Source organism: Rhodococcus daqingensis (assembly GCF_042665615.1).
Classification (GTDB): domain Bacteria; phylum Actinomycetota; class Actinomycetes; order Mycobacteriales; family Mycobacteriaceae; genus Rhodococcus_G; species Rhodococcus_G daqingensis.
Genome location: NZ_JBHTCS010000009.1, coordinates 197,789 through 220,753 on the forward strand (window position 1 = coordinate 197,789; position 22,965 = coordinate 220,753).

At 68.3% G+C, this 22,965-nt stretch carries 19 protein-coding genes and 3 tRNA genes; 7 read left to right on the plus strand and 15 right to left on the minus strand.

From position 1 onward, the window contains the following. Positions 1–8: 8 nt before the first annotated feature. From ACFQS9_RS05390 to leuC, 3 genes are all read right to left on the minus strand, one after another. A complete protein-coding gene (locus ACFQS9_RS05390) occupies positions 9–719 on the minus strand; it encodes an HU family DNA-binding protein (RefSeq protein ID WP_378402320.1) in 711 nt (236 codons plus the stop codon). A 154-nt stretch (positions 720–873) separates the two neighbouring features. Beyond that, the gene (leuD, locus tag ACFQS9_RS05395; protein WP_378402322.1) at positions 874–1,485 is read right to left on the minus strand and encodes a 3-isopropylmalate dehydratase small subunit; all 612 of its coding nucleotides are present in this window, start codon (positions 1,483–1,485) and stop codon (positions 874–876) included. A 27-nt stretch (positions 1,486–1,512) separates the two neighbouring features. Then, the gene (gene leuC, locus ACFQS9_RS05400; RefSeq protein ID WP_378402324.1) at positions 1,513–2,937 is read right to left on the minus strand and encodes a 3-isopropylmalate dehydratase large subunit; all 1,425 of its coding nucleotides are present in this window, start codon (positions 2,935–2,937) and stop codon (positions 1,513–1,515) included. A gap of 139 nt (positions 2,938–3,076) precedes the next feature. On the opposite strand from leuC, the gene ACFQS9_RS05405 reads away from it, so the two are divergent. The 3 genes from ACFQS9_RS05405 (at position 3,077) to ACFQS9_RS05415 (ending at position 4,614) form a co-directional block, all read left to right on the plus strand. Next, on the plus strand, positions 3,077–3,796 hold the full coding sequence (locus ACFQS9_RS05405) for an IclR family transcriptional regulator (RefSeq protein ID WP_378402326.1): 720 nt from the start codon (positions 3,077–3,079) through the stop codon (positions 3,794–3,796). 76 nt (positions 3,797–3,872) lie between these two features. Beyond that, positions 3,873–4,370: a pyridoxamine 5'-phosphate oxidase family protein gene (locus ACFQS9_RS05410; protein ID WP_378402328.1), complete on the plus strand. Its 498-nt coding sequence runs from the start codon at positions 3,873–3,875 to the stop codon at positions 4,368–4,370. 76 nt (positions 4,371–4,446) lie between these two features. After that, the gene (locus tag ACFQS9_RS05415) at positions 4,447–4,614 is read left to right on the plus strand and encodes a DUF5302 domain-containing protein (RefSeq protein ID WP_378402330.1); all 168 of its coding nucleotides are present in this window, start codon (positions 4,447–4,449) and stop codon (positions 4,612–4,614) included. A gap of 113 nt (positions 4,615–4,727) precedes the next feature. Here the strand turns inward: ACFQS9_RS05415 and ACFQS9_RS05420 are convergent. The 5 genes from ACFQS9_RS05420 to ACFQS9_RS05440 all read right to left on the minus strand — a co-directional run bounded on the left by ACFQS9_RS05420 (position 4,728) and on the right by ACFQS9_RS05440 (position 7,517). After that, positions 4,728–4,800: transfer RNA gene (locus tag ACFQS9_RS05420), tRNA-Glu, on the minus strand. A 23-nt stretch (positions 4,801–4,823) separates the two neighbouring features. Beyond that, positions 4,824–4,899 (minus strand) — tRNA-Glu (locus tag ACFQS9_RS05425). Between the two features lie 55 nt (positions 4,900–4,954). Further along, positions 4,955–5,026: transfer RNA gene (locus ACFQS9_RS05430), tRNA-Gln, on the minus strand. 141 nt (positions 5,027–5,167) lie between these two features. Continuing rightward, complete coding sequence (gltX, locus tag ACFQS9_RS05435; RefSeq protein WP_378402332.1) at positions 5,168–6,643, minus strand: glutamate--tRNA ligase; 1,476 nt, start codon at positions 6,641–6,643, stop codon at positions 5,168–5,170. A 100-nt stretch (positions 6,644–6,743) separates the two neighbouring features. Beyond that, positions 6,744–7,517, minus strand: a complete 774-nt coding sequence (locus ACFQS9_RS05440; protein WP_378402333.1) for a fumarylacetoacetate hydrolase family protein — start codon at positions 7,515–7,517, stop codon at positions 6,744–6,746. 128 nt (positions 7,518–7,645) lie between these two features. Between ACFQS9_RS05440 and ACFQS9_RS05445 the strand changes: the two genes are divergently transcribed. After that, entirely contained in the window at positions 7,646–8,860 is a 1,215-nt protein-coding gene (locus ACFQS9_RS05445; protein ID WP_378402335.1) for an MFS transporter, read from the plus strand. Positions 8,861–8,932: 72 nt separating this feature from the next. On the opposite strand, the gene ACFQS9_RS05450 is transcribed toward ACFQS9_RS05445, so the two are convergent. The 6 genes from ACFQS9_RS05450 to ACFQS9_RS05475 form a co-directional block, all read right to left on the minus strand. After that, positions 8,933–9,946, minus strand: coding sequence for a 3-isopropylmalate dehydrogenase (locus tag ACFQS9_RS05450; protein WP_378402337.1), 1,014 nt, complete (start codon positions 9,944–9,946; stop codon positions 8,933–8,935). A 29-nt stretch (positions 9,947–9,975) separates the two neighbouring features. Next, a complete protein-coding gene (gene serA, locus ACFQS9_RS05455; RefSeq protein ID WP_378402339.1) occupies positions 9,976–11,568 on the minus strand; it encodes a phosphoglycerate dehydrogenase in 1,593 nt (530 codons plus the stop codon). A gap of 165 nt (positions 11,569–11,733) precedes the next feature. After that, on the minus strand, positions 11,734–13,428 hold the full coding sequence (locus ACFQS9_RS05460) for a SulP family inorganic anion transporter (RefSeq protein WP_378402341.1): 1,695 nt from the start codon (positions 13,426–13,428) through the stop codon (positions 11,734–11,736). A 153-nt stretch (positions 13,429–13,581) separates the two neighbouring features. Continuing rightward, positions 13,582–14,583, minus strand: a complete 1,002-nt coding sequence (gene ilvC, locus ACFQS9_RS05465; protein WP_378403152.1) for a ketol-acid reductoisomerase — start codon at positions 14,581–14,583, stop codon at positions 13,582–13,584. Positions 14,584–14,649: 66 nt separating this feature from the next. Continuing rightward, positions 14,650–15,153 (minus strand): acetolactate synthase small subunit, encoded by a 504-nt coding sequence (gene ilvN, locus ACFQS9_RS05470; protein WP_378402343.1) that lies wholly within the window; start codon positions 15,151–15,153, stop codon positions 14,650–14,652. After that, positions 15,150–17,102, minus strand: coding sequence for an acetolactate synthase large subunit (locus tag ACFQS9_RS05475; protein WP_378402345.1), 1,953 nt, complete (start codon positions 17,100–17,102; stop codon positions 15,150–15,152). Before ACFQS9_RS05475 ends, ilvN begins: the two co-directional genes overlap by 4 nt. A 280-nt stretch (positions 17,103–17,382) precedes the next feature. Between ACFQS9_RS05475 and ACFQS9_RS05480 the strand changes: the two genes are divergently transcribed. Continuing rightward, positions 17,383–17,931, plus strand: coding sequence for a PH domain-containing protein (locus ACFQS9_RS05480; protein WP_378402347.1), 549 nt, complete (start codon positions 17,383–17,385; stop codon positions 17,929–17,931). A gap of 144 nt (positions 17,932–18,075) precedes the next feature. Then, positions 18,076–19,917: a dihydroxy-acid dehydratase gene (gene ilvD, locus ACFQS9_RS05485; RefSeq protein WP_378402348.1), complete on the plus strand. Its 1,842-nt coding sequence runs from the start codon at positions 18,076–18,078 to the stop codon at positions 19,915–19,917. Between the two features lie 73 nt (positions 19,918–19,990). On the opposite strand, the gene ACFQS9_RS05490 is transcribed toward ilvD, so the two are convergent. Next, a complete protein-coding gene (locus ACFQS9_RS05490; RefSeq protein ID WP_378402350.1) occupies positions 19,991–21,010 on the minus strand; it encodes a Glu/Leu/Phe/Val dehydrogenase dimerization domain-containing protein in 1,020 nt (339 codons plus the stop codon). Positions 21,011–21,432: 422 nt separating this feature from the next. On the opposite strand from ACFQS9_RS05490, the gene ACFQS9_RS05495 reads away from it, so the two are divergent. Then, positions 21,433–22,965 (plus strand): amino acid permease, encoded by a 1,533-nt coding sequence (locus ACFQS9_RS05495; RefSeq protein ID WP_378402351.1) that lies wholly within the window; start codon positions 21,433–21,435, stop codon positions 22,963–22,965.

The window sequence follows — 22,965 nt, forward strand, 5'->3', positions numbered from 1 at the left end:
GGTCGTGCCTACTTCTTACGCGCGGGTGCCTTCTTGGCGGGGGCCTTCTTGGCCGGAGCCTTCTTGGCCGGAGCCGCCTTCTTGGCCACGACCTTCTTGGCGGGAGCCTTCTTGGCCGGAGCCTTCTTCGCGGGCGCCGCCTTCTTCACGACCGCCTTCTTGGCCGGAGCCGCCTTCTTGGCCACCACCTTCTTCGCGGGTGCCTTCTTCGCGGGAGCCGCCTTCACGGCCGCCTTCTTCGCGGGCGCCGCCTTCTTCACGACCGCCTTCTTCGCGGGTGCTGCCTTCTTGGCCACCACCTTCTTCGCGGGAGCCTTCTTGGCGGGAGCCGCCTTCTTGGCCGCCACCTTCTTCGCGGCGACCTTCTTCGCGGCCGCCTTCTTCGCAGGTGCGGCAGACGCCGAACCACGCTTGACCGCGGGTCCGCTGGCCGGAAGCTTCTGGCTGCCCGCGATCACGGCCTTGAACTGGGCGCCCGGACGGAATGCGGGAACCGACGTGGGCTTGACCTTGACGGTCTCGCCGGTGCGCGGGTTGCGCGCGACGCGGGCCGCACGGCGACGCTGCTCGAAGACGCCGAAGCCGGTGATCGTGACGCTCTCACCCCGGTGCACGGCGCGCACGATGGTGTCGACGATGTGCTCGACCGCGTCGGTGGCGGTGCGGCGATCCGAGTCCAACCGTTCGGTCAGGATGTCAATGAGCTCTGCTTTGTTCATGGAAGTCCTCCGCAAACCGATGGCCCATTGTCGGACCGACTAGCAAACACGGTAATCCGGAAAAGGGCAAGAGTCTATGTGCCACGCCAATTCTCATGCCCTTCTCAGCGGCGTGGCACCCTCTTTCGTGCCCGAATCCCGTTAGTCGATCGTATTAGTTTCCGTCGGCAACCCGCGCCGGGAGGGTGGCAGGTTTCCATGACGGCCTTGACTTTTCGAACTCCGAAATCGCATCTACCTGCCGCAACGTCAATCCGATATCGTCCAGACCCTCGAGCAGACGCCACCGCGTGTAGTCATCAATGTTGAAGCGCACCACCAGCGTTCCGGCGGTAACTGTGCGCTCCGTGAGATCCACAACAATTTCCAGTCCGGGCTGCTCTTCGAGCAACTTCCAGAGCAGTTCGACGTCCGACTGGTCGACCTGAGCGGCCAGCAGACCCGCCTTGCCGGAGTTGCCGCGGAAGATGTCGGCGAAGCGTGACGCGATCACAACGCGAAATCCGTAGTCCGATAGCGCCCACACCGCGTGCTCACGGGAGGAGCCGGTGCCGAAGTCCGGACCGGCGACGAGAACCGAGCCCTTGTCGTACGGCGGAATGTTCAGAATGAACTCGGGGTCGGCCCGCCAACCCGCGAAGAGGCCGTCCTCGAAACCGCTACGAGAGACCGACTTTAGGTAGACCGCCGGAATGATCTGGTCGGTGTCGACATTGGAGCGCCGCAGGGGGACGCCGATTCCCTTGTGTGTCGTAAAGGCTTCCATCAAATACTCCTGTCGTTCCGGTGGTCTTCAGTCCAGGTCCGCGGGCGCCGAGAGCGTGCCTCGCACCGCCGTCGCCGCCGCAACCAGCGGCGAGACCAGATGGGTCCGGCCGCCCTTGCCCTGCCTACCTTCGAAATTCCGGTTGGATGTCGATGCCGAACGCTCCCCCGGGGACAGCTGATCGGGATTCATACCGAGACACATCGAGCAACCCGCCTGCCGCCATTCGGCGCCCGCGGCGGTGAAGATCTCGCCGAGGCCCTCCTCCTCGGCCTGCGCGCGGACCCTCATCGAGCCCGGGACGACCAGCATCCGCACGCCCTCGGCCACCTTGCGGCCCTTCAGCACGTCCGCCACCGCCCGCAGATCCTCGATCCGGCCGTTGGTGCAGGAACCGACGAAAACCGTGTCCACGGCGATCTCACGCAGCGGAGTGCCCGCCGTCAGGCCCATGTAGGTCAACGCCTTCTCGGCCGCCAGGCGTTCGCTCTCGTCGACCATCTGCGTGGGATCCGGCACCGAGTCGCCGAGCGGCGCACCCTGGCCGGGGTTGGTCCCCCAGGTGACGAACGGCGTGAGCGTGTTCGCGTCGATGTAGACCTCCTGATCGAAAGTCGCACCCTCGTCGGTCTTCAACTGGTCCCACGCCTCGACGGCCGCATCCCAGTCCGCACCCTGCGGCGCGTGCGGGCGCCCCTTGATGAATTCGTAGGTGATCTCGTCCGGCGCGATCATGCCGGCTCGCGCACCGGCCTCGATCGACATGTTGCAGACCGTCATTCGAGCTTCCATCGACATCTGGCGAATGGCCGAGCCGCGGTACTCCAGCACGTAGCCCTGGCCGCCGCCGGTGCCGATCTTCGCGATGACGGCCAGCACCACGTCCTTGCTCGTCACCCCGGGCTGGAGTTCGCCGTCGACGTTGATCGCCATCGTCTTGAACGGACGCAGCGACAGCGTCTGTGTCGCCATCACGTGCTCGACCTCGCTGGTGCCGATACCCATTGCGAGAGCGCCGAAGGCGCCGTGTGTGGACGTGTGGCTGTCGCCGCACACCACCGTCATGCCGGGCTGGGTCAGGCCCAGCTGCGGGCCGACCACGTGCACGATGCCCTGATCGAGATCGCCCATCGGGTGCAGACGGACGCCGAATTCCTCGCAGTTGCGACGAAGGGTCTCGACCTGCGTGCGTGAGACCGGGTCCGCGATCGGCTTGTCGATGTCGACGGTGGGTACGTTGTGGTCCTCGGTGGCGATCGTCAGATCGGGGCGGCGCAGCGGCCTGCCGGCGAGCCGAAGGCCGTCGAAGGCTTGGGGACTGGTCACTTCGTGGACGAGGTGCAGATCGATGTAGATGAGGTCCGGGTTACGCGAGGAACCTTCCCCCTCGCCCCGGACGACGACATGCTCGTCCCACACCTTCTCTGCCAGGGTGCGCTTCGTACTGACCATGTTCTCCACCTCTCAGTGTGACTAGTGCGTCCCGGACATCGGACGGCCTGGAGTGCGCCTCTTCCATCATCTCTCCGATGACGCCCGCTCGAAGCCGTCCGAATTTCCATCTCAAAATGCGAGACGGTAGTATCGCCCTATGAGACAGCATAGCGGCTCCCCCGCCTCCAGCGGGATCGGGGTGCTCGACAAGGCGATGACAGTCCTGCATGCCGTTGCGGAGCAACCCTGCAACCTCGGCGAGTTGTGCGCCCGCACCGGCCTGCCCAGGGCCACGGCGCATCGACTCGCGGTCGGACTCGAGGTGCACCGCCTCCTCGCCCGCGACGGCGACGGGCTCTGGCGCCCCGGTCCCGGACTCGCGGAGCTCGCCCCCACCGCACACGACAGCCTCCTCGAGGCCGCCGCCATGGTCCTCCCGCGGCTGCGCGAGATCACCGGCGAGAGCGTGCAGCTCTACCGCAGGGAAGGCACCCAGCGGGTGTGCGTGGCCTCCATGGAACCGCCGACCGGCCTTCGGGACACGGTCCTCGTCGGCGCGCGGCTGCCGATGACCGCCGGCTCCGGCGCCAAGGTGCTGCTGGCATGGGCGGACCCACAGACACAGCGCTCGGTGCTGGCCGACGCACTGTTCAGCGAACGGGCCCTGCTCGAGGTGCGCAAGCGGGGCTGGGCGCAGAGCGCGGCCGAACGCGAGCCGGGCGTGGCGAGCGTCGCCGCTCCCGTGCGCGACGGCGCAGGCGTCGTGATCGCGGCCATCTCGGTCTCGGGCCCCATCGATCGCATGGGCAGGCGCCCAGGCGCCCGCTGGGCCGCCGACCTGCTCGCCGCGGCCGACGCACTGCACAAACGCCTGTAGCCACCTGCGCACCCGATGTGGCCCGTGGCACAGTGCATGGGAGAACAGGTTCCAATTCCCATGGGAGGACATCGCAGTGGGCACCAACCAACGAAGTCAGATCACGATGACCGACGACGAGATCGTCACGTTCATCGACCACAGCAGGGTCGCCACCATGGCGACCGTCGGCCCCAAGGGCGCGCCGCACCTGATCGCCATGTGGTACGCCGTGATCGACGGGGAACTCTGGTTCGAGACGAAGGCGAAGTCGCAGAAGGCCGTCAACCTCCGCCGGGACAACCGGATCACCGCGATGATCGAGGACGGCCACACCTACGACACCCTCCGCGGCGTCTCCATCGAGGGCACCGGCGAGATCGTCGACGACCCGGACGCACTGTGGCAGGTCGGCGTCAGCATCTGGGAGCGCTACACCGGCCCGTACAGCAAGGAGGTGGATCCGGCCATCGAGATGATGCTGAACAAGCGCATCGCCGTGCGGGTGAAGCCCGACCGCATCCGTTCCTGGGATCACCGCAAGCTCGGACTGCCCCAGATGCCGCTCGGTGGCACCACCGCCGCGTACCTGTAGCGCCCGGAGAATTCACGGGACTTCACGCCGCGACGGCGGTACCGTCGCCTTGAACCACCTACGGGAGGAGCGAGACGTGACGGACTCGGAAAACGAGAAGATCAAGCAGCAGTACCGCGAGGCGCTCGAACGCAAGAATCATCAGCATGCGAACCCGACGGCCGCCCCGGCCGGCGATTCGAAGATTCATCACACGCACGGCCCCGCCGATCACAAACGAGAATTTCGCCGCAAGAGCGGCTGACGGTTTCGAACGAGGCGCTCACCCAATCGGGTGGGCGCCTCTTTCGACTGCCGGCCGCAATTCCCGACAAAAGAAAAGACCCCCCGGCAGAACCAGAGGGTCTTCTTCATGTGTAGCCCCGACGGGATTCGAACCCGCGCTACCGCCTTGAGAGGGCGGCGTCCTAGGCCGCTAGACGACGGGGCCAGGATGTTAAGGCACGCTCTCTGTGGTAGCCCCGACGGGATTCGAACCCGCGCTACCGCCTTGAGAGGGCGGCGTCCTAGGCCGCTAGACGACGGGGCCAGGGAACGTGCCTTGTACTGCATGGAGTGCCCGGAGAAAATCACCGGACTTTCCGCTGGGGTACCAGGACTCGAACCTAGAATGGCTGAACCAGAATCAGCTGTGTTGCCAATTACACCATACCCCAATGGCCTGTCCCGAACGCCTGTGCCGCATGGCCTGAGCGCTTGGTCCGAACCGATGAGAACAATAGCAAAGCCCTAGGGCGATTCTCCAAATCGGCTGGTCAGGGGGCTGAAATGACCCCCCGGCCAGCCGACGGGAGCTCCTACTGATCCACCTGAGCGCGTGCTGCGCGCAGCCGGGCCATCGTCTTGTCCCGACCGAGCAACTCCATCGACTCGTACAGCGGCGGACTGACGTGCGAACCGGTCACCGCGACCCGCACCGGAGCAAAGGCCTTGCGCGGCTTCAGTTCCAGGCCATCGATGAGGGCGGTCTTGAGTGACTCCTCCAACTCGGCGGTCGCCCAGTCCTGCGTGGCGTCGAGTGCGGCGATCGTCGCGTCGAGGACGGGCGCGGAGTCGGCCCCCAGGTTCTTCGCGGCCGCGGCGGGATCGATCGCGAACTCGGACTCGTCCACGAAGAGGAACTTGAGCAGATCCCAGGCGTCGGACAGCACGACGATCCGCGTCTGCACGAGTTCGGCGGCGACCGCGAACGAGGCCTCGTCGAGCGCGTCCACACGGTGCCCCTGCGCGACGAGGAAGGCACGCAGCCGCGCCGTGAAATCCGCGGGCTCGAGGAGCCGGATGTGTTCGGCGTTGATCGCGTCGGCCTTCTTCTGGTCGAAACGCGCCGGGTTGGAATTGACCTTCGAGATGTCGAAGGCCGCGACCATGTCCGTGAGCGAGAACACATCATGGTCGTCGGCGATGCCCCAGCCGAGCAGTGCCAAGTAGTTGAGCAGGCCCTCGGGAATGAAGCCGCGGTCCCGATGGATGAACAGGTTCGACTCGGGATCGCGCTTGGACAGCTTCTTGTTGCCCTGCCCCATCACGAACGGGAGGTGGCCGAACTCCGGGGTGAGCTCTGCGACACCGATTCGCTGCAGGGCCTCGTAGAGCGCCAGCTGTCGCGGCGTCGAGGAGAGCAGATCCTCGCCGCGCAGCACGTGGGTGATCTTCATCAACGCGTCGTCGACCGGGTTCACCAGGGTGTACAGCGGGATGCCGTTGCCCCGGGTGAGCGCGAAATCGGGCACGGTGCCCGCCTTGAAGGTGGTCTCGCCGCGAACCAGGTCGTTCCAGGTCAGGTCGTGATCGGGCATCCTCAACCGCACGACGGGCTTGCGCCCCTCGTCCAGGTACGCCTGCCGCTGCTCGGCGGTCAGATCACGATCGAAGTTGTCGTACCCGAGCTTGGGGTCGCGACCGGCCGCCTTGTGCCGCTCCTCCACCTCCTCGGGGCTGGAGAAGGACTCGTACGCCTCCCCCGCCTCCAGCAGCTTGGCGACGACCTCGAGGTGCAGGTCGCGACGCTGAGACTGCCGGTACGGCGCATACGGGCCACCGACCTCGGGACCCTCGTCCCAGGTCAGGCCGAGCCAGTTCAGCGCGTCGAGGATGGCCTGATAGGACTCCTCGGAGTCCCGCGCCGCGTCGGTGTCCTCGATACGGAAGACGAACTTGCCGCCGTGATGCCGGGCATAGGCCCAGTTGAACAGGGCCGTACGGATCAGCCCGACATGGGGCGTGCCGGTCGGGGAGGGACAGAAACGAACACGCACTTCGCTGGAGGTCATGGCTCACTTGGGTCGGAGGGGGGATCGGTCCCTTACAGGTTAGTCTTCCCCGCCCGCACCCGACTGGGCAGTGACCGCCGTCCCCGGAGCGCCGCCCGGCTCAGCCCTTGGCGGCAACCGGATTGGTGAGCGTGCCGATCCCCTCGATGGTGACGCTCACGGTGTCGCCGGCGACGATCGGGCCGACACCCTCGGGGGTACCGGTCAGGATGACGTCACCCGGGAGCAGCGTCATCACCGCGGAGACCCACTCGATGATCTTCGGGATGTCGTGCAGCAGAAGCGAAGTGCGGCTGCGCTGTTTGACGGCACCGTCGACGTCGGTCGTGATCTCCAGATCTGAGGCGTCGAGGGTGGTCTCGATCCAGGGCCCGAGCGGGCAGAACGTGTCGTGCCCCTTGGCCCTGGTCCACTGACCGTCCTGACGCTGGTGATCGCGCGCGGACACGTCGTTCGCGGCGGTGTAGCCGAGCACCACGTCGAGCGCCTTCGACGCGGGCACGTCCTTGCAGGGGCGGCCGATGACGATCGCGAGCTCGCCCTCGTAGTGCACCTCATTCGAGCTGGGCGGCAACATGATCGGCACGCCGGGGCCGATGATCGAGGTGTTCGGCTTGAGGAAGATCACCGGATCCTCGGGAGCCTCGGAGCCCATCTCGGCCGCGTGCGCCGCGTAGTTCTTGCCGATGCAGATCACCTTGCTGGCCAGGATCGGTGCCAGCAGACGGACATCGGCGAGCGGCCAGCTGCGACCGGTGAAGGTGGGGGTGCCGAACGGATGCTCGGCGATCTCCTTCGCGGTCTGTGCGTCACCCTCCCCCTCGATGGAAACAAAGGCGACCCCATCAGGGCTGGCGATTCGACCTAGGCGCATGGCGGCAGTCTATCGACCGCATCCGCGCGCCCTCGACCGCCCGCGGCGCGGGACCACCAGGACCCGAGATACACTCGATTCCGAAGTCCAAAATATAAGACACGAATTCCACATATTGGTACGGCAGCATGAGTGTTCAGGTGCAGAACAGGCAGGACGAGCGGAGCACCGCGTCGAGGCGCTGGACCATGCTCGGGCTCGGCGTCCTCGCGCAGACGGCGGGCGGCGTCTTCGCCAACGCGCCCGCATTCCTCATCCCGACGCTGCACGACGCGGACGGCATGAGCCTGGCCCGCGCCGGACTGATCGCGGCAGCGCCGACCGCCGGCTTCCTGGTCAGCCTGTTCGCGTGGGGCCTGGTGGTCGACCGGGTCGGCGAACGGCGGGTTCTGGTGATGGGACTGGGCGCCGCCGCCCTCGCGAGCGCCGCCGCGGCCGCCACGAGCACCTCCTACCCCGCGCTCGGCCTGTTCCTGTTCCTCGGCGGCATGGCCGCGTCGAGCGCCAACGCGGCCAGCGGGCGCGTGGTGGTGGGCTGGTACCCGCCGCACCGCCGCGGATTCGCGATGGGCGTGCGCCAGATGGCCCTGCCCCTCGGGGTCGCGGTGGCCGCGCTCACCGTGCCGAGCCTCGCCGCCGACCACGGGGTCGGCTGGGCACTGGTCCTGCCCGCGGTCTTCGGCGCGGTCGCCGCGATCGCGTGTCTGCTGTTCGTCGTCGACCCGCCGCGACCGACCCGCACCGCCGCATCCGAACAGGGCCTGCTGGCCAACCCCTACCGGAATCAGGCCGTGCTGTGGCGAATCCACTCCGTCTCGGCGGCACTGGTGGTGCCGCAGTACCTGGTGTGGACGTTCGTGCCGGTGTGGCTGATCACCGATCGGCACTGGTCCGCGGCGGCGGCCGGCATCCTCGTCACTGCGACCCAACTGCTGGGCGCCGCTGGACGGATCGGCGCGGGAATCTGGTCGGACCGCGTCGGCAGCCGAATGGGTCCGCTGCGCACCGTCGCGGTCGCCGCGGCGCTGTCCATGGCGGCGCTCGCCGTCACGGATTGGCTCGGCTCGCCGATATCCGTCGCCCTGATGGTCGCGGCCTCAGTGATCACCGTGGCCGACAACGGACTCGCCTTCACCGCGGTCGCGGAGATCGCCGGCCCCTATTGGAGTGGACGGGCCCTCGGCGCCCAGAACACCGGCCAGTACCTGGCCGCCGCGTTCGTGCCGCCGGTGTTCGGCGCGGTGATCGGGACGCTCGGCTTCCCTGCGGCCTTCGCGATCGCCGCCGCGCTGCCGCTGGCCGCGGTCCCCCTGGTCCCCGCCGACCCGCCGCCGTCGGCGTGACCCACCCCGAACGCACTCCGCCCGCGAACCTCTCGGTTCGCGGGCGGAGTGCGTTGACGCGAATGCGCGGGGCTAGAGGCTCGCGACGATGCGGTCGCCGACCTCGGTGGTCTTGATCGGACCGTCGCCGCGGGTCGCGAGATCGGCCTCGACGGCCTGCTCGACCCGTGCCGCGTCCTCGTCACGACCGAGGTGGCGCAGCAACAGCGCCACCGACAGGATCGCGGCGGTGGGATCGGCGATCCCCTTGCCCGCGATGTCCGGGGCGCTGCCGTGCACCGGCTCGAACATCGACGGGTTGGTGCCGGAGGCGTCGATGTTGCCGCTCGCGGAGAGTCCGATGCCACCGGTGACCGCGCCGGCCAGGTCGGTGATGATGTCGCCGAACAGGTTGTCGGTGACGATCACGTCGAAGCGAGACGGGTCGCTGACCATGTAGATGGTGGCGGCGTCGATGTGGCAGTATGCGGTCTCGACATCCGGGTACTCGGCACCGACCGTCTCCATCGCACGCGACCAGATCGCACCCGCATTGGAGAGCACATTGGTCTTGTGGATCAGGGTCAGGTGCTTGCGCCGCGTCTGTGCCAGCTCGAAGGCGTAGCGGACCACACGCACGGCACCGAACCAGGTGTTGATCGACACCTCGGTGGCGATCTCGTGCGGGGTGCCGACGCGGATGGCGCCGCCGTTGCCGGTGTACGGGCCCTCGGTGCCTTCACGCACGACCACGAAATCGATGTCCGGGTTCGCGGCCAGCGGCGACGTCGCGCCCGGGTACAACCGCGACGGGCGCAGGTTCACGTGGTGGTCGAGCTGGAACCGCATGTTCAGCAACAGACCGCGCTCGAGGATGCCCGGGCCGACGAGGCGCGGGTCGCCGATAGCGCCGAGCAGGATCGCGTCGTGCTGACGGATCTCGGCGAGCTCCGCGTCCGGCAGCAGTTCACCGGTCGCGTTGTAGCGCTTGGCGCCGAGGTCGTACTCGGTGGTCTGCAGGTCCGGGACCAGCTTGCGCAGTACCTTGAGCGCCTCTGCCGTGACCTCGACACCGATGCCGTCACCGGGGATGACTGCAAGCTTCATGAACGTACTCACTTCCTCGCGGAGACGGATCAGGACAGGTCGACCTGGGCGACGCGGGCGTCGAGCTGGGTCACGATCTCCGCGACCTCGGTATCCCCGACAACCCGGTCCACGCGCAGGATGACGGTGGCGCCCTCGCCCTCGACGTCCTGGCTCAGCGCGGCGGCCTGGATGTCGATGCTCGCGTTGCCGAGCACCGTGCCGAGGGTGCCGAGCACGCCCGGACGATCCTGGTAGTGCACGACGATGTTGTGGCCCTCGGCACGCAGGTCGAAGCTGCGGCCGTTGACGTTGACGATCTTCTCGATCTGCTGCAGGCCGGTCAGCGCGCCCGCGACGGCGGTGACGGTGCCGTCGGCCGCGACGGCCCGCACCTCGACCGCGCTGCGGTGCGTGAGCGCCTCGCTGTGCTTGTCGACCTCGACACTCACGCCGCGCTGCTCGGCGAGCGCCGGGGCGTTGACGAAGGTCACCGGCTCGTCGCTGCTGGCGGAGAAGAGTCCACGCAGCGCGGCGAGGCCGAGGATCTCGACGTTCTCGGCCGACAGCTCACCGCTGACGATGACCTGCACGTTCTGCACGGCCTCCGGGGAGAGGGTGCCCGCGAGCAGGCCGAGCTTGCGAACCAGGTCGAGCCACGGGGCGACCTCCTCGCCGACCGGGCCGCCGGAGACGTTGACGGCCTCGGGCACGAACTCGCCCGCCAGCGCCAGCAGCACGCTCTTGGCCACGTCGGTGCCTGCGCGGTCCTGCGCCTCCGAGGTGGACGCGCCGAGGTGCGGGGTGACGACGACGTTGTCGAGGTCGAACAGCTTCGAATCGGTGCACGGCTCGGTGTTGAACACGTCCAGGCCCGCGGCGCGGACCTTGCCGGAGACGAGCGCGTCGTACAGGGCGTCCTCGTCGATCAGGCCACCGCGCGCGGCGTTGACGATGATCAGGCCGTCCTTGGCGGTGGCGAGACGCTCGGCGTTGATCAGGCCCGCGGTCTCCTTGGTCTTCGGCAGGTGCACGGAGATGAAGTCGGAGCGCTTGACCAGTTCGTCGATGTCGACGAGCTCGATGCCGAGCTGCGCGGCGCGGGCCGCGGGCAGGTAGGGGTCGTAGGCGATGACGTGGGTCTCGAAGGCCGCGAGTCGCTGCGCGAACAGCTGACCGATGCGACCGAGTCCGACGACGCCGACGGTCTTGCCCAGGATCTCGGTGCCGTTGAAGCTCGAACGCTTCCAGGTCTTCTCACGCAGCGTGCGGTCCGCGGCCGGGATCTGGCGGGCAGTGGCCAGCAGCAGCGCGACGGCGTGCTCGGCGGCAGTGTGGATGTTCGAGGTCGGCGCGTTGACGACCATCACGCCGCGCTCGGTGGCGGCCGGGATGTCGACGTTGTCGAGTCCGACGCCGGCGCGGCCGACGATCTTCAGCTTGGTGCCGGCGGCGAGGACGTCGGCGTCGACCGTGGTCGCGGAGCGGACCAGGATCGCGTCGGCCTCGGGGACGGCGGCCAGCAGCGCGGGACGGTCGGGACCGTCGACCCAGCGCACCTCCACGCCATCGCCGAGTGCCTCAACCGTGGACGGCGCGAGCTTGTCTGCGATCAGAACAACGGGACGGCCTGGCTGGCTCACGAGTGAACTCCTGTGTTAGGTGTCGGGCGGATCGTCCGCGGCCCGGCGCCGCCTCGGGCGCCCACGTGAGGCCGTGACCGAAGACAGCTTAGTGTGCGAGCCCCCGGGTTTCCGCACCCTGGGGGCGTCGATACCAGATAGTGGACGCCTCGTGGGACGGATCACTCAGTGGGGGTGGCCGGCATCGAACGCCTCCACGGCGCCGTCGAGCGTCGGATAGAACCGGTCTTGGCCGAAGCGGTCGCCGACGCCGAACCGGATCAGCCGATCCTTCATCGGGCCCTTCATCTCGGCGAAGACCAATCGCACCCCGCGGCTGTCCAGGTACTGGTCGAGCTCGACCAGCTCGTCCACCGCCGTCGTATCGAGCCCGGTCAGCGGCTCCGAGGCGATCACCACCCATCGGACCGGGTCGGGCGCGTCGGCGACGAGCCCCCGCACGTAGTCGTCGAAGAGGGCGCCGTTGGCGAAGAAGAGCTGCGCGTCGAACCGCGCGATGACCAGGCCGGGGATCCGGTGGCCCTCGGGATGCCTGGCGAGGTCGTGGTAGCCATCGAGGCCGGGCACCACCACCAGTTCCGCACGGTACGGCTGCCACGCGTGCACGACCACCGCCACGAACGACAGGGCGATCGCCACCACGATGCCCTCCAGCACCCCGACCAGTGCGACGCCCAGGAACGCCGCGATCGCCAGGGACGCCTCCACCTTGCTCATCCGCCACATCGCCACCATGCTGCGGAGGTCCACCAGCGAGGTCGCTGCGACGATCACCACCGCCGCCAGCGCCGCCGACGGCAGGTAGCCGGTGACGCCGGGTGCGACGAGGATGAACAGCACGATGGCCAGCGCGCCGATCACCCCGACGAGCTGGGTCTTGGCGCCGTTCTGTTCCGCGACCGGGGTGCGCGAGGAGCTCGCGGACATCGGAAAACCGCCGAGCAGCCCGCTGGCCACGTTGGCGGTGCCGATCGCGCGCATCTCGACGCTGCCGTTCACGCTCTCGCCGCGCCGCGCCGCGAAGGTGCGCGAGAGCACCCCGGTGTCGGCGAACGCGATCAGCGCGATACCGGCGGCCGGGACGATCAGGTCGCCGACATCCGACCAGGTCAGCCCGCCGAGCGCGGGCGCGGGCAGGCCGTGCGGCAGCGCGCCGACCATCGGGATGTCGGCCTGCAGACCCAGCACATACGCCAGGGCGATCGCGCCCACCACCGCGACCAGTACGCCGGGGATGCGGCTGCGCAGCAGTTTGAAGACCAGGATGACCGCGATGGCACCGACACCGATCACGGCGGCAATCGGATCGATCTCGCCGTCCGCGATGGCGGCGACGGTGTTGCGCGCCTCGTCGATGAGGTTGACCCCGTCGACGGAGAATCCGAGCAGCTTCGGTATCTGGCTGACGATCACCACCAGGGCGATCCCGTTGAGGTAGCCGAGCCGGATCGGCTTGGACAGCAGGTCGGTGACAAAGCCCAGATTCAGCAGGCCGCCGACGATCAGGATCACGCCCATCAGGATCGCCAGCAGGCCGGCGAGGGCGACCGCCCGCGCCGGGTCCCCGGCGGCGAGCGGGAGGACCGCCGCGCCGATGATCGGGGCGAGCGAGGAGTCGGGGCCGAGCACCAGGATCTTGGACGGCCCGACCAGGGCGTAGACGAGCAACGGCACGATGGTCGCGTAGAGGCCGGTCTCCGGGGGCAGGCCCGCGGCCTCGGCGTATCCCATGCCCGCGGGGATCAGCAGCGCGGTGAGCGCGATCCCCGCGGTGAGGTCGGAGCGCAGCCACGACCGCTCATATCGGCGGGCCACCTCCAGACCGGGAAGCCACGACCGCAGTGACGTTTGTTGTGCCATCGACCACCTACCGGGACAACGCACAGGGCCCGATGCCCTCCGTGACAGTCTGCACCGTCATGGGGTGACATCGGGCCCCGAATTGCGCTTCGCGCCCCGTGAGTCCTTCGGTTCCCCTGTGGGACCGGAAGGACTCACGAGCGACGCAGCCGCCTAAGCGGTTTCGGTGATCGGACGATCGACCCAGCTCATCAGGTCGCGCAGCTTCTTGCCGGTGACCTCGATCGGGTGCTCGGCGTTGGCCTTGCGCAGGCCCTCGAGCTCGGTGTTGCCGTTCTCGACGTTGGCGACGAGGCGGCGGGTGAACTCACCGGACTGGATGTCGGCCAGGATCGCCTTCATGCGCTCCTTGGTGCCGGCGTCGATGACGCGCGGGCCCGACAGGTATCCGCCGAACTCCGCGGTGTCGGACACCGAGTAGTTCATCCGGGCAATGCCACCCTCGTACATGAGGTCGACGATGAGCTTGAGCTCGTGCAGCACCTCGAAGTACGCCATCTCGGGCGCGTAGCCCGCCTCGACCATGACCTCGAAGCCCGTCTTGACGAGCTCCTCGGTGCCGCCGCAGAGCACGGCCTGCTCGCCGAAGAGGTCGGTCTCGGTCTCTTCCTTGAACGTGGTCTTGATGACGCCCGCGCGGGTGCCGCCGATCGCCTTCGCGTAGGACAGCGCGAGGGCCTGGCCCTCACCCTTCGGGTCCTGGTCGACGGCGATGAGGGCGGGAACGCCCTTGCCGTCGACGAACTGACGGCGCACCAGGTGGCCGGGGCCCTTCGGGGCGACCATGCCGACGGTGACGAACTCCGGGGCCTTGATCAGGTCGAAGTGGATGTTCAGGCCGTGCCCGAAGAACAGCGCGTTGCCGTCCTTGAGGTTCGGCTCGATGTCGTTGGTGAAGATCGACGCCTGCGCGGTGTCGGGCGCGAGCACCATGATGACGTCGGCCCACTCGGCCACCTCGGCCGGCGTGCCGACGGTCAGGCCCTGCTCCTCGGCCTTGGCCCGCGACTTCGAACCCTCCTTGAGGCCGATGCGCACATCGACGCCCGAATCACGCAGGCTGAGCGAATGCGCGTGTCCCTGGCTGCCGTAGCCGATCACCGCGACCTTGCGGCCCTGGATGATCGACAGGTCGGCGTCATCGTCGTAGAACATCTCGACTGCCACTGGTATTACCTCTCCTCTGGGTTATCTGAAGACTTGGTTCGTGAATAGAAAGTACTAGCGGGCCGCGGTGATGGACTTCGGCCCACGGCCGACCGCCACCACGCCGGACTGCACGATCTCGCGGATGCCGTAGGGATCGAGCATCCGCAGCAACGCGTCGAGCTTCGACCGGGTGCCGGTCGCCTCGATGGTGACCGATTCCGGCGAGACGTCGATCACCTTGGCGCGGAACAGGTTCACCGTCTCGATGACCTGGGTGCGCACGCTGGCATCGGCGCGCACCTTGATCAGCACGAGCTCGCGGGCCACCGACGCCTCGGTGTCCTGCTCGACGATCTTGAGCACGTTGATCAGCTTGTTGAGCTGCTTGGTCACCTGCTCGAGCGGGAACTCGTCGACCGTGACGACGATCGTCATGCGGGAGACGTCGGGGAGTTCGGTCCCCCCGACCGCGAGGGACTCGATGTTGAAGCCTCGACGCGAGAACAGCGCGGCCACCCTGGCCAACACTCCCGGCTTGTCCTCGACGAGAACGCTGAGGGTGTGGCTGGTGCTCACTGGTTGTCCTCCCTTGCTGCGGCGGCGGCCTGACCCGACTGCTGCTCGCGCTCCATGGCCTCGTGGATGACGGCGGGCTCGGCGAGCGTCTCGTCGTCGTCGAACAGCGGGCGGATGCCCCGCGCCGCCTGGATCTCGTCGTTGCTGGTGCCTGCGGCCACCATCGGCCACACCTGCGCGTCGGCGCCGACGATGAAGTCGATCACCACGGGCTTGTCGTTGATGGACTGCGCCTCGCGGATCGCCGCCTCGACGTCCTCCTCGCGCTCGACACGGATTCCGTGGCAGCCCAACGCCTCTGCGAGCTTGACGAAGTCCGGGATCCGGACCGCACCGTGCGTGCCGAGGTTGGTGTTGGAGTACCGCTCGTCGTAGAACAGGGTCTGCCACTGCCGGACCATGCCGAGGTTGCCGTTGTTGACCAGCGCCACCTTGATCGGCACACCCTCGAGCGCGCAGGTCGCGAGCTCCTGGTTGGTCATCTGGAAGCAGCCGTCGCCGTCGATGGCCCACACCTCGGTGTCCGGCATGCCCATCTTGGCGCCCATCGCGGCGGGCACGGCGTACCCCATCGTGCCGAGTCCGCCCGAGTTGAGCCAGGTACGGGGCTTCTCGTACTTGACGAACTGAGCCGCCCACATCTGGTGCTGACCGACGCCTGCGCAGTAGATCGCGTCCGGGCCCGCGAGCCGGCCGACCGCCTCGATCACGTATTCCGGCGACAGCGCGCCGTCGGACGGCTTGTCGTATGCCAGCGGGTAGGTCGCGCGCAGACCGTCCAGGTACGACCACCACTCGGCGTAGTCGAGCGTGGTCCCGGTGGCCTGGTCGGCCTTGATCGCCTCGATCAGCTCGGTGATCACCTCGCGGCAGTCACCGACGATCGGGACGTCGGCGTAGCGGTTCTTGCCGATCTCGGCCGGGTCGATGTCGGCGTGGATGACCTTGGCGTCGGGCGCGAACGAATCGAGCTGACCGGTCACGCGGTCGTCGAAGCGGGCACCCAGGGTGATCAGCAGGTCGCTCTTCTGCAGCGCGCCGACCGCCGCGACGGTGCCGTGCATGCCCGGCATGCCGCAGTGCAGCGGGTGGCTGTCGGGGAACGCGCCGCGGGCCATCAGCGTGGTGACGACCGGGATACCGGTGAGTTCCGCAAGCTCGAGCAGCTCGGCGGAGGCGTTGGCCTTGATGACGCCGCCGCCGACGTAGAGCACCGGCGACGTCGACTCGGCGATCAGCCGGGCTGCCTCGCGGACCTGCTTGCCGTGCGGCTTGCTGACCGGCCGGTAGCCGGGCAGGTGCATCTCCGGCGGCCAGGAGAAGGTGGTCTGCGCCTGCAGCACGTCCTTCGGGATGTCGACCAGGACGGCGCCGGGGCGGCCGGAGGACGCCAGGTAGAAGGCCTCCGCCATGATGCGCGGGATGTCGGCGCCGTCGGTGATCAGGAAGTTGTGCTTGGTCACCGGCATGGTGATGCCGGAGATGTCGGCCTCCTGGAACGCGTCGGTGCCGATCAGACCGCGGCCGACCTGTCCGGTGATCGCGACGATCGGAACCGAGTCCATCTGCGCGTCCGCGATCGGGGTCACCAGGTTGGTGGCACCGGGCCCGGAGGTGGCCATGCAGACCCCGACCTTGCCGGTGGCCTGGGCGTACCCGGTCGCGGCATGTCCGGCGCCCTGCTCGTGCCGGACGAGGACGTGGCGGACCCGCTTGGAGTCGAACAGCGGGTCGTAGACGGGCAGGACCGCGCCGCCGGGAATGCCGAATACAGTGTCGACCTCGAGCTCCTCGAGGGCCCGAACCACGGACTGGGCACCGGTCACTCGCTCGGGGGCGATCTGACGGCGAGTACCGGGCTGGGCGGCCGGCGCTGCCGCGGGGCTGGGCTGACCCGATCCCCCCGACTTGCGCGGCGTGGGCTGCGGCCGTGCGGTTGGTGCGCTCACTGCATATTCCTCTGGTCTTGACGATTCAAGCTGGCTCCGGGCAAGAAAAAACCCCCGTCAGCAATCTTGCTGTACGAGGGTGGCGCGTCGTGCTTGTGAGTAGACGAGATCGACTCAGGCGACGACGCGCCGGCCGATTACGAGCAACTCATTCTGCTTCACGCGCTCGAAGGTAGGCGCGTCAAGGGTGAACAGTCAACTTGGTGAGTCTGCTGTCCCAGAATGTGAGAAGCGCTGACCGCAATGCAAGGATGGTGCGGTGTCATCCTCATCGCAGTCCGTGCCACCTCACTCATCCTCGCACATCGCCGATCCGATCGAGCAGTCCGTTCACATCTCGAAGCTCGGGCTCCTCGCGGTGGGCCTGCTGGCGATCTGCCTGAGTCCGATCGTGCTCACCAACCCGGCCCTCCTGTCGGTCCTGCTGGTGATCCCCGTCGTGGTGGGCTGGTGGATGCTGCGGGTGCGCACCACGGTCACCGCGGACGGACTGCGTCTGCGACGCATGTTCTCCAGCGAGACCATCGGGTGGAGCGAGATCAAGGGGTTCCGCTTCCCCAAGCGGGGGTGGGCGCGGGCCGACCTGACCGACGGCAGGGAGGTGAGCCTGCCGGTGGTCACCTTCGGCCGACTCCCCCAGATCGCGGCGGCCAGCGGCGGCAGGGTGACCGACCCGTACGCGGCGGCGGATCGCGCGGCGCGGGAGAAGGCCGCGGCCGAGAGCAGCGCGCCCGAGAGCAGCGCGCCCGAGAGCACCGCGCCCGAGAACAGCGCGCCCGAGGACACGGAGCCCGGGTCCGGCCCGGAGTCGGATCCGGGAACGAAATAGCCCGCGAGTAGCGTTGCTACGGACACTCGACGCCCAGGGCGCCGTCGGCATCCATCCCGTGCCGAGGACCCGCCCACCGGCCCAGCCCGCCGGAGCCGCTCGAGTCACGGCAACGTTCGCAGTTTGACGATTAAGGACAGCCCTATGCCCCCGTTGAGGTCACGCACCACCACCGTCGGACGCAACGCCGCCGGAGCCCGCGCCCTGTGGCGCGCAACCGGTATGACGGATTCCGATTTCGGCAAGCCGATCGTCGCGATCGCGAACTCCTACACCCAGTTCGTCCCGGGGCACGTGCACCTCAAGGACGTCGGCGAGATCGTCGCCGAGGCCGTGCGCGCCGCGGGCGGCGTGCCCCGCGAGTTCCACACCATCGCGGTCGACGACGGCATCGCCATGGGCCACGGCGGCATGCTCTACTCGCTGCCCAGCCGCGAGATCATCGCCGACTCGGTCGAGTACATGGCGAACGCGCACACCGCCGACGCTCTCGTCTGCATCTCCAACTGCGACAAGATCACCCCCGGCATGCTCAACGCCGCGATGCGCCTGAACATCCCGACCGTCTTCGTCTCGGGCGGTCCGATGGAGGCGGGCAAGGCCGTCGTCGTCGGCGGCGTCGCACAGGCTCCCACCGACCTGATCACCGCCATCTCGGCATCCGCGAACGACGCGGTGTCCGACGAGGGCCTCGACGAGGTCGAGCGCAGCGCCTGCCCGACCTGTGGCTCCTGCTCCGGCATGTTCACGGCGAACTCGATGAACTGCCTCACCGAGGCACTCGGCCTGGCGCTGCCCGGCAACGGCTCCACCCTGGCCACCCACGAGGCCCGCCGCGCGCTGTTCTCCCGCGCCGGGACCACGGTCGTCGAGGCCGCGATCAAGTACTACCGCGACGAGGACGAGTCGGTGCTCCCCCGGAACATCGCCACCCCCAAGGCGTTCCGCAACGCGATGGCCCTCGACGTCGCGATGGGCGGCTCGACCAACACGGTCCTGCACACCCTCGCCGCCGCGCAGGAGGGCGAGGTCGACTTCGATCTCGACACCATCGACGAGATCAGCCGCAAGGTGCCGTGCCTGTCGAAGGTCTCCCCCAACTCCGATTACCACATGGAGGACGTGCACCGGGCGGGCGGAATCCCCGCGCTGCTCGGCGAACTGCGGCGCGCGAACCTGCTCGAGACCGATGTCTCGACGGTCCACACCGAGAGCTTCGACCAGTGGCTCGACGACTGGGACATCCGCTCCGGCAAGGCAACCGACGAGGCGATCGAACTGTTCCACGCCGCGCCGGGCGGGGTCCGCACCACCGAGCCGTTCTCCACGTCCAACCGCTGGAGCGCACTCGACACCGATGCCGTCGGCGGGTGCATCCGCGACAAGGAGCACGCGTACACCGTCGAGGGCGGGCTGGTCGTGCTGCGCGGCAACATCGCGCTCGACGGCGCCATCCTCAAGACGGCGGGCATCGACGAGGAGCTGTTCACCTTCCAGGGCCCGGCACTCGTGGTCGAGTCGCAGGAAGAGGCCGTCTCGGTGATCCTGCAGAAGAAGATCAAGCCCGGCGACGTCCTCGTGGTCCGCTACGAGGGCCCCAAGGGCGGACCGGGCATGCAGGAGATGCTGCACCCCACCGCCTTCCTCAAGGGCGCGGGCCTCGGCAAGGAGTGCGCGCTGATCACCGATGGCCGCTTCTCCGGCGGCACCTCGGGGCTGTCGATCGGGCACATCTCCCCGGAGGCCGCGGCGGGCGGCGTGATCGGCCTGGTGGAGAACGGCGACCAGGTCCGCATCGATGTCGCGACCCGGACCCTCGAGATCCTCGTCGACGACGCCGTGCTCGCCGAGCGCCGCGCCAAGATGGAGGCGTCCGAGCGGCCGTGGCAGCCGGTCGACCGCCAGCGCACCGTCACCACCGCGCTGCGCGCGTACGCGGCGCTCGCGACCTCCGCGGACAAGGGCGCCGTTCGCTACGTGCCGTAGTCCTCACGATCCGCAACGCGCCCCTGCGGTCCCGGGAATCCCCGGAACCGCAGGGGCGCGCTCGTGTCTGCCCTCAGGCCGCGCGGGCCGCCGCGATCCGCCGCTCGGCCAGCCCGATCGCGGCGGTGGTGGTGTCCACCCCGGCCACCCGGGCCCGGTCGAGGATCTCCATCACCACGCCGCCGATCCGATCCACCTTGCCGATGAAGTCCGTCACCCCGTTCACCTCGGCATCGCAGGAGATCAGTCCGCCGGCGTTCGACACGAAGTCCGGGACGTGCACGATGCCGCGGGCGGTCAGCGCGTCACGCGCCGCCGTGGACGCGAGCATGTTGTTCGCCGCGCCGACCACCGCCACGGCCTTGAGCCGGTCGACCGTCCGCTCGTCGATCACCAGCCCCGGACCGGCCGGACAGACCACGTCGACGTCACTGTGCAGGATCTCGCCCAGCGAACTCGCCTGGGCGCCAAACCCTTCCACGGCCAGACGCACCCGCTCCGAATCGGGGTCGGCCACCAGCACGGTGGCACCGGCCGAAGAGAGGAGTTCGACGATCCCCAGCCCGACGTTGCCGGCCCCCTGCACGGCCACACGCAGACCCTCGACGCCGTCTCGGCCCAGATGGTTCGCGACCGCCGAGATCGAGGCGACCACTCCCCTGGCGGTATAGGGCGAGGGGTCCCGTCCGTCACTGGAGACCCGGGGAGCATGCTCCGCGATCACCTTCAGGTCCGCGGGGCCGGTGCCCATGTCGGCGCCCGGGATGTACCGGCCGCCGAGCAACCCGATGTGCCTGCCGTGCGCCTCGAGGAGCGCTCGCGTCTTCTCACTGCGGGGATCGGCGTTGATCACGCTCTTCCCGCCGCCGAGCGCGAGCCCGGCGAGCGCCGCCTTGTAGGTCATCGCGCGGGCGAGCCGCATCGCGTCCGCGGCCGCCGCATCGTCGGACTCGTACTTGCGGATCCGGACGCCACCGAGCGCGGGCCCGAGGGTGGTGTCGTGCACGGCGATGATGCTGGCGATGCCGTTCTCGGTGCGCTGGATCGACAGCTGCTCGAAGTCCTGCTCGGCCAGTGAGTTGATGGCGCTCAATACTGCTCCTGAGGTCGGCCCACGACAGATGACGCCCTTGTGGGGCGAATCGGTTGTAGGACATAGAATTACGGCACTTGTGGCCGCGACGGGCGGAGTACCTGCCCGGAATGAACTGTAAGGCGCGTCACACGGATGTCAAGCCACGGCCCGTTCGGCCACGGGCCGAGCAGGGTCCCCATCGCGGGCCGAGAACAGCGAAACTCGGCGAATCGACGCAACCTGGTGCGCACACGGCTCAGCTCGCCCGAACGATTCGGCACGGAACTGCGCACGATGCACCATCGAGCCACCGGGTGTTGCGCATCGGGTTCACAGATGGTTCTCTCTTCACGCCGATGAGACACAGATCACATTCGGTCAAGCGCAACCCCCACCTGGTGACCCACAAGGTCGTCGGGAGTCAACCAAGGAGCCCATCCATGCCCGGAGTCGGTATCTGGCGCACCAAGTCCGTCGAACAGTCGATAGCTGATACCGATGAACCCGGTACCCGCCTACGCAAAGAGCTCACCGCCTGGGACCTGACCGTCTTCGGCGTCGCCGTGGTCATCGGGGCGGGCATCTTCACCCTCACCGCGAGGACGGCCGGAAACGTTGCCGGACCGTCCATCTCATTGGCGTTCGTCCTCGCCGCCATCGCCTGCGGCCTCGCGGCCCTCTGCTACGCCGAGTTCGCCTCCACCGTGCCGGTCGCAGGCAGCGCGTACACCTTCTCCTATGCGACGTTCGGTGAGTTCGTCGCATGGATCATCGGATGGGACCTGATCCTCGAGTTCGCGCTCGCCTCGGCGGTGGTCGCCAAGGGCTGGTCGCTCTACCTGGGGAACGTAATCGGGGCCAGCGGTTCGACCACCGCACATCTCGGCCCCATCGACTTCGACTGGGGCGCCCTGCTGATCATCGGCGCGCTCACCACCGTGCTCGCCATCGGCACCAAGGTTTCCTCGCGGGTGTCGGCCATCATCACCGCCATCAAGATCGCCGTGGTCCTGCTCGTGATCGTGGTCGGCGCGTTCTACATCAACAAGGACAACTACGCGCCGTACATCCCGCCGAGCGAGGGCGCGTCCAGCACGGCCAGCGGCGTCCACCAGACCCTGTTCTCGTTCCTCACCGGCGCCGAGGGCAGCAGCTACGGCTGGTACGGCCTGCTCGCCGCGGCCAGCCTCGTGTTCTTCGCGTTCATCGGGTTCGACGTCGTCGCGACCACCGCCGAAGAAACCAAGAACCCGCAGAAGGCCCTGCCCCGCGGCATTCTCGGTTCGCTCGCCATCGTCACCGTCCTGTACGTCGCGGTCACCCTGGTCCTGACCGGCATGGTCAAGTACACCGATCTGAGGACCGGCAGCCCGCTCGTCGGCGACAGCAGCGCCACCCTCGCGACCGCATTCGAGGCGCACGGGATCACCTGGGCCCAGATGGCGATCAACTTCGGCGGCCTCGCCGGACTGACGACCGTCGTCATGGTCATGATGCTCGGCCAGACCCGGGTGCTGTTCGCGATGTCGCGGGACGGGCTGATGCCGCGCGGCCTCGCCAAGACCGGCACCAAGGGCACCCCGGTGCGCATCACCGTCATCGTCGGCGTGGTCGTCGCGCTGCTCGCGGCCTTCTTCCCGATGGGGACCCTCGAGGAGATGGTCAACATCGGCACGCTGTTCGCCTTCGTCCTGGTCTGCATCGGCGTCGTGGTGCTGCGCAAGACGCGACCCGACCTGCCGCGCGGCTTCCGGGTGCCACTGGTCCCCTTGGTGCCGATCCTCGCGGTCCTGGCCTGCGGGTGGCTGATGCTGAACCTGTCCGTGGAGACCTGGATCCGGTTCCTGGCCTGGATGGCGATCGGTGTGGTGATCTACTTCGCCTACAGCAAGCGCAAGTCGGTGCTCGGCAAGCGGCTCGCCGCGCAGGCCACGCCGCCCCCGGAGGAGCAGCTGGAGACTGTTACCGCCTGA